A 13443-nucleotide genomic window follows, 5' to 3' on the forward strand; every position below is an offset into this window, starting at 1 on the left:
AATCATAGACGCAATCTTTGGGGGTTTTCCCCTTGTGGCGTTACACTCTACGCCAGCTGATTTAACTCACTCAGAGTCTGTCCCACCAGGCGTTATTGTTACAGCCAATTTGGACACGGAAAGCGCGGAGGAACCGGAGCGTACACGGAGTACGTGAGGATTCTGAGCACTGCCCGGGTTCAAAATGGCAAATAAAATAGCCTGGTGGGACAGACTCTCACTTAACCGGAAGACTCGATGACCAGACATTATGACTACCTTGCCATCGGCGGCGGCAGCGGCGGTATCGCCTCCATCAACCGTGCGGCCATGTATGGCCAGAAATGCGCGATAATCGAAGCGAAAGATCTCGGCGGCACCTGCGTGAACGTTGGCTGCGTACCGAAGAAAGTGATGTGGCATGCGGCACAGATCGCCGAAGCTATCCATAACTACGGCCCGGACTACGGCTTCGATACCACCGTTAACCAGTTCAACTGGGACGTTCTGCTGAAAAATCGCAGCGCTTATATCGACCGTATTCACACCTCTTACGACAACGTGCTGGGCAAGAATAACGTTGACGTGATCAAAGGTTATGCCCGTTTCGTCGATGCGCACACAGTGGAAGTCAACGGCGAGAAGATCACTGCTGATCATATTCTGATCGCCACCGGCGGCCGCCCAAGCCAGCCAACCATCCCGGGCGCAGAATACGGCATTAACTCCGATGGCTTCTTTGAGCTTCAGGCCCTGCCGAAACGCACTGCAGTTGTCGGTGCAGGCTATATCGCCGTCGAAATTGCTGGTGTGCTGAACGCGCTGGGTTCTGAAACCCATCTGTATGTGCGTAAACATGCGCCGCTGCGTAGCTTCGATCCGCTGATCGTCGACACGCTGGTGGAAGTGATGAACACCGAAGGCCCGACGCTGCACACCGAGTCGGTTCCTAAAGCGGTAGTGAAAAACGCCGACGGTAGCCTGACCTTACAGCTGGAAAACGGCAAAGAGCAGACCGTTGACTGCCTGGTGTGGGCGATTGGTCGTGAGCCAATGACCGACAACCTGAACCTTGAAGTGACCGGCGTGAAGCTGAACGAAAAAGGGTACATCAGCGTTGATAAGTACCAGAACACCAACGTGAAAGGCATCTTCGCCGTCGGTGATAACACCGGCGCGGTCGAGCTGACGCCAGTAGCGGTTGCCGCAGGTCGTCGCCTGTCCGAGCGCCTGTTTAACAACAAGCCGGACGAGCATCTGGACTACAGCAATGTGCCAACCGTGGTGTTCAGCCACCCGCCAATCGGCACAGTCGGCCTGAGCGAGCCAGAAGCACGCGAGAAGTTTGGTGATGACCAGGTGAAAGTGTACAAATCTTCATTCACCGCCATGTACACCGCTGTGACCCAGCACCGCCAGCCGTGCCGCATGAAGCTGGTGTGCGTGGGCGCCGATGAGAAAATCGTCGGTATTCATGGCATCGGTTACGGTATGGACGAGATGTTGCAGGGCTTTGCCGTCGCACTGAAAATGGGCGCGACCAAGAAAGACTTCGACAATACCGTGGCGATCCACCCAACGGGTTCGGAAGAGTTTGTGACGATGCGCTGATCCCTTTAGCGGATAAGTACAACAAAAAACCATGACCTTGTGTCATGGTTTTTTTTCGCCTCATCCCCACCAAGGGGGTTGAGACGTTCCGCGCGCTAGCCGAAGGGATGCTGAACAGAGCCCAGGCAATCAGCTGCGGCAGGCACATCCGCACTGAGCCATTTCGCCATGCACTTCGCGGCTGAGGTGTGAATGGCGGATCTTCAGTTCACCTTTGCGCCAGGCCCCCTCTTCATCCGCACGGTTGTCGAGCAGGCGGTTCAGTGCTTCGGTAATCTGCAAGTCGCAGCGCTGCGCCCAGGTAGTCAGGTTCCACATGGAAGAGCGGGCTTCTCCTACGTCATCAAAACCCACCACCCCGATATGTGCACCCTGACCGAAGTCGCGGATCGCCTGCATCGCACCAAAGGCCAGCACATCATTTTCGCAGAACAGCGCATCCACGCGCTCAGAGGCCCAGGTGTTTTTCAGGTAGGTCATCATCGTCTGATAGGCCATTTCCCGATCGTAGTGACCCGCCACCAGCACTTTATCCAGCGTTTTATTCGCGGCATCCAGACTGGCGGCGTAGCCCTCCATACGCAGCAGGTGGGTCGACGATGTCTCCTGGCCTTTCATATAGCCAAAACGGTGATAACCCTGCGACAGCAGCAGACGCCCGATCTCGGCGCCGGCGGCATACCCGTCCACACTCACCACTTCAACATCGGCACTGTCGGTACTGCGGCACACGTGAATACTGGGGATCTGGTGCAACTCGTCCACGGCAACAATCAGTTCATCACTGAAGATGGTGGCCAGGAACAGCAATGCATCAACCTGCAACTGCCCGGCCATTTGCAGCACTGACTGGTAGTTCGCGTCAGAATCCACATTCAGCAGCAGTGCCATATAGCCGCGCTCATTCAACTGACGCGTAACCTCGTTGAGCATTTTCAGTGTGTGGGGATTGGTAAACTCATCGGCCACCACCCCAATAATATGGGTTTTTCGCTGCTTCAGGCTGCGTGCCAGCAGGTTAGGCCGAAAGCCGAGTTTTTTCGCCGCCGCCAGCACTTCTTCCCGTGCCAGCGGGGAGATTGAGGCATCCGTTTTGAACGCCCGCAGCACGGTCCATTTAGAAACCCCGGCAAGTTCTGCCACATCACTGGCCGTCGCTTTCTGAGTCTGTTTTTCTTTCACTGTATTTTTCATGATGAGTTAAACGCCCGCACTCCGGTGGCTGAACCTGTTGCCAACAGAATAGAGTAATCTCGCCGCCCCCAAAAGTACGGGGTGGCGGATGTGTGATTTCCCCCGCCTTTACGTCCCCCTTTATCATCAACATGTTACATCGATGTTTATTATTGCTACCGTTGGCAACATCCTTTGCCAACGGTAGCAAAGTCAGGTAAAATCCGACCCCGCTCACACTATTGCCATAACCCACTGTTTTTAAATGACTAAAAACCGCATTACCCCATCTTTTGCTGTGGTTAATATTTGGCGAAAAACCGCCTTTTGAAAAAAATGTTATCAGTACGTGGCAGAAAGGTGCAACGCGGTGCAAAAGGAAAGTGGTGCAAGCGCATAACAACTTTAAATATTTCTTCATTGATGTCGGGCAAGAGTCGATTCACCTATCGTCCTGAAAAGGAATTGTTCAGTATGGAAAATATCTCATCATGAAAAACAGTCGCAATATTCTGGTTACTATCATCGGGATAGCCCTGGTACTTCTGGGCCTGTCCCTTGCCGGTGGCGGTATCTACCTGATCACCCTGAAGGGGTCCTGGTTCTACCTCCCTGCCGGCCTGGCGATGGCCGCCACCGGTCTGGGACTGGTCAGGAGAAATGGCTGGGCGCTGTATCTCGCCTGGGCATTACTGATTGTCAGCCTGATCTGGGCATTCAGTGAAGTCGGTACTGACTTCTGGCAGTTAGTGCCGCGTACCGTCACCTTCCTGGTTGTCGCATTGCTGGCCACGCTGTGTGCCCCGCTGTTGCGCAAAAAAGACCAGACCCGCGTCATCGGCTGCAAAATGGCAGGCGGTTTCTCCGTGGTACTGGCTATCGCTATCGTGGCGATTTTTGCCAACATGTTCCGTATCCATCCGGAAGTGGAAGCCAGCGGCGAGCCTGCCGCCGTTCTGGATGAAAAAGCAGCTGACGACAGCGGCAACGACTGGGCGGCCTATGGTCGTAATACCGGTGGTCAACGTTTCGCGCAGTTCAACCAGATCAATACCACTAACGTGAAAGATCTGAAGGTTGCCTGGACGTATCACACGGGCGATCTGGCGATTAACGGCTCCGAATATCAGGTTACGCCACTGAAAGTCGGTAACACCATGTACCTGTGTACCCCGCTGAACAAAGTCATTGCACTTGACCCGGTTACCGGGAAAGAGAAGTGGCGCTTCGATCCAAAAATCGAAGAAACCGAGGGTAACAAGCAGTGGAAACGCTGCCGTGGCGTGGCATATACCGAGCTAAGCCCGGCACAACAGGATGGCACTCCGCCTGCGATTGCCGGTAACAAACGCATTATCAGCACCACCGTTGATGGCCGCATCTTCTCGCTGGATGCCGAAACCGGCAAGCTGGACACTAGCTTCGGTGACAACGGCTTTGTGAACCTGCTGAACGGCCTTGGCCCAACGGCGCATGGCTCTTACTATCTGACGTCTGCGCCGCTGGTGGCTGATGGCGTGGTGATGGTCGGCGGTAAGCTGAACGATAACCTGACCACCGGTGAAGCCTCCGGCGTGGTGCGTGGTTTTGACGCCCGCAGCGGCAAAATCCTCTGGGCATGGGATGCATCCCGTGGCGCGAAAGACAGCTCTCCGCTGCCGGAAGGCCAGACCTACGCCATTGAAACCCCGAACTTCTGGGGTACGGCGGCCTATGATGCGAAGCTGGGCATTGCCTACTTCCCTACAGGTAACCAGACGCCTGACTTCTGGACCGGTAACCGTCATGACTATTCTGATGAATACAATGACGCTATCGTTGCCGTTGAACTGAAAACCGGTAAAGAGATCTGGCATTTCCGTACCGCCAATCACGACCAGTTTGACTATGACGTCTCTTCCCAGCCGATCCTCTACGATATGCCGGGCAAAGATGGCACCACCACGCCAGTGCTGATCCAGTTGACCAAACGTGGCCAGATCTTCGTGCTTGACCGTCGTACCGGTAAGCCAGTGGTGCAGGTTGAGGAACGTAACGTCTCTACCGACGCGATGCCGGGCATGAAAGTGGCGGCAACTCAGCCGTACTCGGCGATCTCCGTGGGCACCGCTGCGTTGAAAGAATCTGACATGTGGGGCGCTTCCATCTTTGACCAGCTCTACTGCCGCGTGCAGTTTAAAGAGATGCGTTGGGAAGGCGAGTTCACTCCGCTCTCTGACAAAAAACGCACCTTGATTTACCCGGGCTACTACGGTGGCTTCAACTGGGGCGGCGGGGCGATTGACCCGTCTACTGGTACGCTGATCGTCAATGATATTCGTATGGCGCAGTGGGGCAAATTTATCAAACGTGAAGATGCCGAGAAGAAAGGGATGAAAGCCAGCACCGAGGGCGAGTACTCCAAACAGCTGGGTACGCCGTGGGGCGTGGAACGTTCGATGTTTATGTCGCCACTGGGCATTCCTTGCTTCAAACCGCCGTTTGGTTCGATGACAGCCATCGACCTGGCAACCGGTAAAACCCGCTGGCAGATGCCGATGGGCAGCATTAAAGATGCGCCAATCAACGGCGTGGCACCGGGTCTGGATATCCCACTGGGTATGCCAACCATGGGTGGCCCGCTGGTGACAAAAGGTGGCCTGACCTTCTTCCACGGCTCGCTGGACTACTTCGTTCGCGCGCTGGATAACAACACCGGTAAAGAGTTGTGGCGTGGCCGTCTGCCCGTTGGCGGACAGGGCGCACCGATGACCTATATCGCGGAAGACGGTAAACAGTACGTGGTCGTAGTCGCAGGCGGCGCTACGCGCACCGGCACTAACGACAACCGTGGTGATGATGTGATTGCTTACGCGCTGCCATAAGCCTGACGCATTCTGAACCCGGTAAGAACGAAACAGGCCAGCGATTGCTGGCCTGTTTTTTTATGGGTCTGATAGCCCCCTGAGTCGAACAATGCTCTAATGGATTATTGCCATTTTGCGCGCAGTGTCGCGTATTCTGACGGGCCAGCCAATACGCCAGGCCCGCTTAAAGGGACTCAATGAAACTCGTTTCGCTTTCTGCTTTGGTGTTTTCCGGCCTGTTTGCGTTCTGTGCCAGCGCATCGGCAAAATCATTAGAAGACTTCAATCACTTGCCCCCCGTCTATGGCAGTTCGGATCAACTCTCCCCTGAGCCGCATTTGCTGGCAGAATTTAAAGATAAAAAATTTGTCTGTCGCACGGAGGAGGGCGCCACGCCGAAGGAAAGCCCCGCGGCAGCCGCGGCCTTCCGCCAGCTGGTGGACTATGCAGCAGAGGGCGACCCGGTGGAAAACTTCTGGCTGGATGCCGGGAATCGTAAAAAACGCGAAGACCTGCTGGCAGCCGCGGTGAAGGCCGGCAGTTGGAAGGCGGTTTACCTCGATACTCTCTGGACACTGCGTTATCCGGCCACCCCTGAGGCCGCAACACAGGCCAGTGCCACCCTGCAAAAGATGATTCAACAGGGTATCCCCATCGCCATGTCTGACTATGCCGCCTCACTTTATGGCCGTGATTACAACACCATGTATACGCTGCTGTCAGCGGCGGTCGATCACGGCAGCCCGCAGGCGATGGACCTGGCCGGTGGGACCATTGTTCCGCAGGCCAGAGAGTTGCATCCGATCGGCAAAGCGATGCTGGAATGTGCCGTTAAACAGGGTTATGCCCCGGCGTATGCCAGCCTTGGCAAGCTGGCATGGATGCAGGGACATCGTTTAGACGCTTACCGACTGTGGGCAAAAGGGGTGAATCTGGGATGCGCCGCATGCAGTTCTCCCCTCGAGTCGCTGGCCCGGGTGCGATCGGGCTACAACACCGCCACCCCGATGCTGGATCTCATGCCAGAGCTGGCCGCGATTAATGCATTCTACAGCAACAACTTTTTCTATGAATTGAGTGACCTACGCGACTTTGAACGCCCCTTACCTGAAAAACTGGCGTTTCATCTCAATGACAAAGAGCTGTTAAAACTGCTGAAACTAGAGCAGCGCTGATGATCAGACAGGGAGGCTGGACAGTGAAATCGTTACTGCTTTTTCTGCTGGTGCTACTGTCGGGGTGTGATAACGCCAGTACGCCAGTGACCCGCACCGTAAAGGTGTGGCTGGGCGACAGTATCGAACCGATGCAGGCGGCATTAGGCAAGGATCTCACCCGCGACTGCGATGACACGATGTGCTGGTATAATTTCACCAAGCCCTCGAAAAGCGGCAATACCCTCAATCTGATCCTCGGCGGCGATCGCTCTTTCACCATCAATGGTGTGTTCTCTTTTTCCGCCCCGGTCTACAAAGAGAACCACGATCGTTTTGATGAAATCAATATTTACCCTCTCGGCCTGCCGGAAGACAGCCTGCTGGCGGATAGCAGGGTGTGGTTCTATCAACTGGTCGGCCGCCTTCAGGCTGCCGGTTGGCAGCGTTTTATCACCCAGAATGAACCGCGTCTTCCGGGGTCTGAAGTGGCTAATGCCATGCGGATTGAACAGGTGATGACCGCTTCCAGCCTTTCGACACCGTTTAACGATCCGTCATCCCACCTCAATAACGCCCAGTGGCTGGCACTGCCGTTTTTAGCGGACTGGTATTTTTATCGTGGTAACGAATACCTGACCCTCAGCGCACAGCGTGAGAACAGTAAAACCGCGCCCGCCGAGCGCGGCACTTATCTGTTCACCCTGGCGTTCCGTAGTGAGGAACAGACGTACCAGGATTACTTCAAGTATGAGGATCGCCACCGCTGGAAAACCCTGCTGCCTGCATTACTGAAAAAGATGGCCACACAGCGTGCGCAGCAGGAAGCACGACTGCGCGCGGCAGGCATCAGGATTGATGAGAACTATCGCGACCCGGTGATTCGTGCACTGAGTGTGCCCTAAGCCCGTGACAGGAACCTGTGATTAGCAGGTCAATGTAGGGGTCAGGCATGCCTGACCCCCTGCGATCAGAACGCAAAGCAGGAACAGCCCAGCGCCCCCCAGAAGGCATTGTCATCGGATACCGGCACGCTGGAACGGCGCGCGACATCATGCGAATGACTGTGCACACCACAAGGTCCGCTGCACTGGTGCGGCTGTGAGGCAAAGGCCACGCGACCATTCGCCAGCGGTGGCGCACTGCGGTAATGGCCTGGTGTGGTCACGACCGGAGACCATTCCGGCAAGACCGGTATCAGCGGCGGTGACAACGGGCTGAAACTGCCTGCGGCATACACCACATCGCCATTCACCACGGTCAGCACCGACTCAATGCTTTTGATCGCCTCTTCGTGCACGCTGAAATAATCCTGTGACAGGATTGCCAGGTCAGCCAGTTGCCCCACTTTGATCTGCCCTTTTTTCCCCTGCTCGCTGGAAAACCAGGCGCTGCCCTGCGTCCACAGCATCAGCGCCGTTTCACGGTCCAGACGAGCATTGACGTCATACATCGCCATACCGCCCACGGTGCGGCCAGACACCAGCCAGTAGAGCGCCGTCCACGGGTTGTAACTGGCCACTCGGGTGGCATCCGTGCCCAGACCAACCGGCACCCCCGCTTCCAGCATTTTCGCCACAGGAGGCGTTTGCTTCACCGCTTCATGACCGTAGCGCTCGGCAAAATATTCGCCCTGAAACGCCATGCGATGCTGGACCGCAATCCCGCCGCCCAGCGCTTTAACCCGCTCGATATTGGCTTCGGTAATGGTCTCTGCGTGGTCAAAAATCCAGTGCAGACCGTTGAACGGAATCTCCCGGTTAACCTTCTCGAACACGTTCAGCATACGGCTGATCGATTCGTTATAGGTGGCGTGCAGACGGAACGGCCAGCGGTGTTCGACCAGGTGACGTACCACACGCTCCAGCTCATCTTCCATTCCGGGTGCCAGGTCCGGACGCGGCTCCAGAAAGTCTTCAAAGTCAGCGGCCGAGAACACCAGCATCTCGCCCGCGCCGTTATGGCGATAAAAGTCTGTGCCCTGCCCCGGTTTCAGCATATCGGTCCAGCGTTCAAAATCTTCCAGCTCGTGACCCGGTCGCTGAGTAAACAGGTTGTAGGCAATGCGTACCGTCAGCTGCTTTTTCTCGTGCAGTTCGCTGATCACCTCGTAATCATCCGGGTAGTTCTGGAAACCGCCGCCTGCATCAATGGCGCTGGTCAGGCCCAGACGGTTCAGCTCGCGCATAAACTGACGGGTGGAGTTCACCTGCTGTTCCAGCGGCAGCTTCGGCCCTTTTGCCAGCGTGGAGTACAGCAGCATCGCGTTAGGACGGGCAATCAGCATCCCGGTCGGGTTGCCGTTACCGTCGCGCTGGATCTCGCCGCCCGGTGGGTTTGGCGTATCTTTGGTATAACCCACCACACGCAGGGCGGCACGGTTCAGCAGCGCACGATCGTAGAGGTGCAGAATAAAGACCGGCGTGTCCGGTGCGGCTTCATTGATTTCATCCAGCGTTGGCATACGGCGCTCGGCAAACTGGAACTCGTTCCAGCCACCGACCACACGCACCCACTGTGGATTTGGCGTACGCAGCGCCTGCTCTTTCAGCATACGTAAAGCATCGGCCAGCGACGGCACGCCTTCCCAGCGCAGCTCAAGGTTGTAGTTCAGCCCGCCGCGGATCAAATGCAGATGCGAGTCGTTCAGCCCCGGGATACCGGTGTGGCCTTTCAGATCCACCCGCTTTGTGTCATCCCCGGCAAACTGCATCACTTCTGCTTCGCTGCCTACGGCCAGGAACTTACCGTCTTTAATCGCTACCGCCGTCGCCAGTGGGTTTTCACGGTCAACCGTATGGAATTTACCGTTGGTCAGAATCAATGAGGCATTATTCATCATTACTCTCCAGGCTGGTTTTCCCGCGCGGGGACAACCAGTCGTTTAATAAGCGCGTTATCGCCGGCATCCACAGATATACCACCAGGCCAACCACGCAGGCATCGTTAAGAAAGTGTCCCCACAGCGTTCCTTTACTGGCGGGCAGCAACGCCCCCCAAAACCAGGGAACCAGATTAGTGGAGGGAAAAATCACCACCAGCGTCACCAGAAACTGTTTCCACTGTTTCGGTGCTGCCCGTCCCGGCTCGGCCGGGGTAAACCAGAACGCCGCCCCGGGGCGCATCTCAATATGCTCCTGCCCCGCCAGCATCCCCGCCAGCTCTCCCACACGCGCCGCCCGCTGTGGCGAGTTAAGCCACTGATAAAGATTATCCAGGTTGTCGAATCTGACCAGTATCGTCCAGGTCATTTCACCGTGTACCGGGCGCAGTACATTCACGCCAAGATGACCGGGGAACAGCGCCGCCTGCGGTAAAATAGTTTTCAGCCAGCGTTGATAGTCGTCTTGCTTCGCGGGCAGCAGGCGATGCGTAATCACCAGGGTAATGTGTTCAGGCTGATGGGGGTAATCCACGACGTTCTCCTTAATGCCCCCCGCCAGGGGGGCCAGGCCATCAGGCTTTGCGGGCCGGGGCGTTGTGTACCATCGTGTAGGCGTAATCCACGCCCATGCCGTACGCTCCGCTGTGCTCGCGCACCAGATCCATCACGTCGTCGTACGTCTCTTTACGTGACCAGTCGCGCTGGTACTCCAGCAACACCTGCTGCCAGGTCACCGGGATCGCGCCCGCCTGCACCATACGGTCGATAGAGCGCTCGTGCGCATCCACGCTGGTGCCGCCGGACGTATCGGTCACCACGTAAACTTCGAAGCCCTCTTTCATCGCCATCAGCGCCGGGAAAGTCAGGCACACTTCGGTCCACAGGGCCGAGATAATCAGCTTCTTACGCCCGGTGGCCTTCACTGCCTTCACGAACGCTTCATCTTCCCAGGAGTTCATCGAGGTACGCTCAATCGGCGTAGACTCCGGGTGCACTGCCAGCAGCTCCGGCCAGATATAGCCGCTGAAGCTTTCGGTTTCCACCGAGGTGTAAATCGTCGGCACGTTAAAAATCTTTCCTGCTTTTGCCAAAGCAACGGTGTTATTTTTAAGCTGCTGACGATCGATGTTGGCAACACCGAAGGACATCTGCGGCTGATGGTCGATGAAAATCAGGGTGGAGTTCTGTGGGTCCAGCAGGTCGAATTTAGACATTTTTTTATTCCTTTTACGTTTCAGGTTTCGGGTTTGTCTTGCGTGTTAACACAATACGAAATGGCCGCCCGGGTTGATAACGGAAAGAATTGAGGTTGTTGTTAAACAAATTTTGGGTTTGGGGAAAACCATGCGATTAAACCTTGAAGCGCTGCTGATTCTGGATGCACTGGACCGACACGGAACCTTTGCCGCAGCGGCGGCCAGGCTGTTTAAAACCGCCTCTGCGCTGAGTTACACGGTGCAAAAGATGGAAAGCGATTTGAATATCACGCTGCTGGATCGCTCCGGTCATCGTGCAACATTTACCCCCACCGGGCGCTTAATGCTGGAAAAAGGTCGCATTCTTTTGCGCGCCGTGGGGGAGCTTGAGCAGCAGGCGCAGTATGTGGAAAGCGGCTGGGAAAGTAAGCTCACGATCAGCCTTGATGCTTCGGTGCCGTTTTCCCTGCTCTCTGGCCTGATTGATGCGTTTTATCAGGAGCATCATCATACTCAGTTGCTGTTCCGCCAGGATGTGCTGGCGGGCTGCTGGGAGGCGCTGAGTTATGGGCTGGCCGATATTGTATTCGGCGCGGTTCAGGAACCGGTGCGCCACAGCGGTGTCAGCTGTGTGCCGGTTGGCTGGCTGGAATATGCCTTCGCCATTGCGCCCCATCACCCGCTGGCGGCGCTGCCTGCCCCATTATTGCGCGAGCAGATCCGCCAGTACCGCGCGGTAGTGGTCCACGACAGCTCACGCCATGCCGAAGGCACCGATTTACGCGTACTGGATGAGCAGCCGATTCTCAGCGTGCACAGTTTCAGCGATAAACTGCAGGCACAGGTGGACGGGCTGGGCTGCGGCTATCTCCCGCGCTATCTGGCGGCCCCGCATCTGGAAAGCGGCGCGCTGGTCGAACGCCAGCTGGACAGTGAAACCCGGCGTGACCAGGCATTTCTGGCCTGGAGCGACAGCGCCACCGGGAATGCGGCCATGTGGTGGCGTGAGCGGCTCCAGAACTTCGAGGGTATTCGCAGCGTGTATGCCGCGGAGTGAATACTGCGCCCGGGGTCACCCGGGCATCAGCCTTTGCCGCTCTTAGCGGGCGCGTGTGGTTGTCCACTGCACGGCAAATACGCTCGCCAGCACGACAACCAGCCCCAGTAACGCCGTACCGGTGATGGATTGCCCCAGTAACGCCCAGCCCAGTACCACGGCAGCCAGCGGGCTAAGTAAACCTAACGAAGCCACGGCCACCGTCGGCAAACGGGCCACACCGCGGAACCAGAGTGAATAGGCGAGCAGTGCCCCGGCCAGGCTGAGATAGCTGTAGGCGGCCCACTGCGTCAGAGTCAGTTCCGGCAGTGGCGCATCGACCTGCCACGCCACGGGCGCCAGCATCAACCCACCAATCACTAACTGCCAGCCGGTGAGCGACAGCACGGGGAGATCCACTCGCCAGCGGCGCGTCAGCCAGACACCTGTCGCCATGCAGGCGGCGCCCAGGAATGCCGCTGCCATGCCGAGGGGTTCGAACACCGTCTGTGGCGAGAGCAGCAACACGGCCATTCCCACCACTCCCGCCACCGCGGACCACAGTGTGGCTTGTGCCGGTGATCGGCGATCCACCGCCCAGACCAGCACCATCACCAGCAACGGCTGGATAGCGCCCAGCACCGCAGCCAGGCCACCGGGCAGGCGATAGGCCGCGACAAACAGCAGAGCCTGGAAGACACCAATGTTTAAGGCACTGAGCACGATCAACCGCCACACGTCACGCCGGGCGGGCATCTGTCGCGTGAAAAGCAGCAGCAACAGGCCTGCGGGCAACACGCGGATTAATGCCGCGGTGAATGGCCGATCGGGTGGCAGAAGTTCAGAGGTCACAATATAGGTGGAGCCCCAGATGGCAGGCGCCAGGGCGGTCAGCAAGACATCGCGCCAGTAGCGCAAAGAGGGTGTAGTGTTCATGACATTACCTTCAATTCAAGATATTATGATTCTGTTGATCAACTATCTTGAAGTCAAGGCAAATGAATAATCGAACCCCTCCAACGCCGCGTGATGCGGTCGATATCATTCTCGAACAATGGCGGCGCGAACGCCCCGATCTGGATGCCAGCCCGATGGGGCCGATCGGACGAATAAAGCGTTGTGCCATCCTGCTTGAGCAGCAGTTGGAAGTGGGTTTTGCCCGCTTTGATTTAGTGAGCTGGGAGTTCGATATGCTGGCCACGTTGCGTCGTTCTGGCGCACCTTATTGCCTCAGCCCGACCGCACTATTCTCCACATTGATGGTGACATCGGGCACCATGACCCACCGCCTGAAGCGGCTGGAAACCCGGGGGCTGATAATGCGTACAGCCAGCCAGCAAGATGCACGCAGCACCCTGGTGCAGCTCACACCCGAGGGGCTGGAACTGATTGAACGCGCCGTGGGGCCGCATGTTGAGAACGAACGTCAGATGCTATCGGTGTTGCCCGCGGAGGTGCTGGCGAGTCTTGATGCGTCTCTCTCTCAGCTGATGCAGGCGTTAGAGTGCCAGCAGGATAATACGAACAAGACGTAACAAAAGGGCCGCAATAACGGCCCTGGAGG

The 13443-nt window shown here is 56.8% G+C and carries 11 protein-coding genes; 6 read left to right on the forward strand and 5 right to left on the reverse strand.

What is annotated here, in order from left to right:
* Window positions 1-237: 237 nt before the first annotated feature.
* The gene (gorA, locus tag WH277_RS03430) at window positions 238-1590 is read left to right on the forward strand and encodes a glutathione-disulfide reductase (protein WP_133844393.1); all 1353 of its coding nucleotides are present in this window, start codon (window positions 238-240) and stop codon (window positions 1588-1590) included.
* Between the two features lie 129 nt (window positions 1591-1719).
* Here the strand turns inward: gorA and WH277_RS03435 are convergent, their stop codons facing one another.
* Complete coding sequence (locus tag WH277_RS03435) at window positions 1720-2784, reverse strand: LacI family DNA-binding transcriptional regulator (protein ID WP_133844395.1); 1065 nt, start codon at window positions 2782-2784, stop codon at window positions 1720-1722.
* Between the two features lie 470 nt (window positions 2785-3254).
* Between WH277_RS03435 and WH277_RS03440 the strand changes: the two genes are divergently transcribed.
* The 3 genes from WH277_RS03440 (at window position 3255) to WH277_RS03450 (ending at window position 7668) form a co-directional block, all read left to right on the forward strand.
* A complete protein-coding gene (locus WH277_RS03440; protein WP_339504365.1) occupies window positions 3255-5627 on the forward strand; it encodes a membrane-bound PQQ-dependent dehydrogenase, glucose/quinate/shikimate family in 2373 nt (790 codons plus the stop codon).
* A 179-nt stretch (window positions 5628-5806) separates the two neighbouring features.
* Window positions 5807-6784, forward strand: coding sequence for a hypothetical protein (locus WH277_RS03445; RefSeq protein ID WP_339504367.1), 978 nt, complete (start codon window positions 5807-5809; stop codon window positions 6782-6784).
* Between the two features lie 23 nt (window positions 6785-6807).
* Window positions 6808-7668, forward strand: a complete 861-nt coding sequence (locus tag WH277_RS03450; protein ID WP_167864220.1) for a hypothetical protein — start codon at window positions 6808-6810, stop codon at window positions 7666-7668.
* Window positions 7669-7733: 65 nt separating this feature from the next.
* On the opposite strand, the gene WH277_RS03455 is transcribed toward WH277_RS03450, so the two are convergent.
* The 3 genes from WH277_RS03455 to WH277_RS03465 are packed head-to-tail and all read right to left on the reverse strand — an operon-like array spanning window position 7734 to window position 10861.
* Complete coding sequence (locus tag WH277_RS03455; RefSeq protein WP_208868843.1) at window positions 7734-9605, reverse strand: amidohydrolase; 1872 nt, start codon at window positions 9603-9605, stop codon at window positions 7734-7736.
* Complete coding sequence (locus WH277_RS03460; RefSeq protein ID WP_339504370.1) at window positions 9595-10179, reverse strand: antibiotic biosynthesis monooxygenase; 585 nt, start codon at window positions 10177-10179, stop codon at window positions 9595-9597. The genes WH277_RS03455 and WH277_RS03460 overlap by 11 nt, the downstream gene beginning before the upstream one ends.
* Before the next feature lie 40 nt (window positions 10180-10219).
* A complete protein-coding gene (locus WH277_RS03465; protein WP_133844405.1) occupies window positions 10220-10861 on the reverse strand; it encodes a hydrolase in 642 nt (213 codons plus the stop codon).
* A 130-nt stretch (window positions 10862-10991) separates the two neighbouring features.
* Here WH277_RS03465 and WH277_RS03470 point away from each other — a divergent pair, with 130 nt between their 5' ends.
* On the forward strand, window positions 10992-11900 hold the full coding sequence (locus WH277_RS03470) for a LysR family transcriptional regulator (protein ID WP_133844407.1): 909 nt from the start codon (window positions 10992-10994) through the stop codon (window positions 11898-11900).
* A 42-nt stretch (window positions 11901-11942) separates the two neighbouring features.
* Here WH277_RS03470 and WH277_RS03475 read toward each other — a convergent pair whose 3' ends face one another.
* Window positions 11943-12815: an EamA family transporter gene (locus tag WH277_RS03475; protein WP_133844409.1), complete on the reverse strand. Its 873-nt coding sequence runs from the start codon at window positions 12813-12815 to the stop codon at window positions 11943-11945.
* Between the two features lie 62 nt (window positions 12816-12877).
* On the opposite strand from WH277_RS03475, the gene WH277_RS03480 reads away from it, so the two are divergent.
* Window positions 12878-13414 carry a MarR family winged helix-turn-helix transcriptional regulator gene (locus tag WH277_RS03480; protein WP_133844411.1) on the forward strand — a complete coding sequence of 179 codons (537 nt, stop codon included), beginning with the start codon at window positions 12878-12880 and terminating at the stop codon, window positions 13412-13414.
* Window positions 13415-13443 lie beyond the last annotated feature (29 nt).

Origin of the sequence: Erwinia sp. MYb416, assembly GCF_037479575.1 — a bacterium.
GTDB lineage: Bacteria > Pseudomonadota > Gammaproteobacteria > Enterobacterales > Enterobacteriaceae > Erwinia > Erwinia rhapontici.

What these genes read in the sequence shown, in the direction of transcription:
- WH277_RS03480 (WP_133844411.1), top strand. Translation starts at nt 12,878, where the DNA reads ATGAATAATCGAACCCCTCCAACGCCGCGTGATGCGGTCGATATCATT.
- WH277_RS03475 (WP_133844409.1), bottom strand. Translation starts at nt 12,815, where the DNA reads ATGAACACTACACCCTCTTTGCGCTACTGGCGCGATGTCTTGCTGACC.
- gorA (WP_133844393.1), top strand. Translation starts at nt 238, where the DNA reads ATGACCAGACATTATGACTACCTTGCCATCGGCGGCGGCAGCGGCGGT.
- WH277_RS03435 (WP_133844395.1), bottom strand. Translation starts at nt 2,784, where the DNA reads ATGAAAAATACAGTGAAAGAAAAACAGACTCAGAAAGCGACGGCCAGT.
- WH277_RS03455 (WP_208868843.1), bottom strand. Translation starts at nt 9,605, where the DNA reads ATGATGAATAATGCCTCATTGATTCTGACCAACGGTAAATTCCATACG.
- WH277_RS03440 (WP_339504365.1), top strand. Translation starts at nt 3,255, where the DNA reads ATGAAAAACAGTCGCAATATTCTGGTTACTATCATCGGGATAGCCCTG.
- WH277_RS03470 (WP_133844407.1), top strand. Translation starts at nt 10,992, where the DNA reads ATGCGATTAAACCTTGAAGCGCTGCTGATTCTGGATGCACTGGACCGA.
- WH277_RS03445 (WP_339504367.1), top strand. Translation starts at nt 5,807, where the DNA reads ATGAAACTCGTTTCGCTTTCTGCTTTGGTGTTTTCCGGCCTGTTTGCG.
- WH277_RS03465 (WP_133844405.1), bottom strand. Translation starts at nt 10,861, where the DNA reads ATGTCTAAATTCGACCTGCTGGACCCACAGAACTCCACCCTGATTTTC.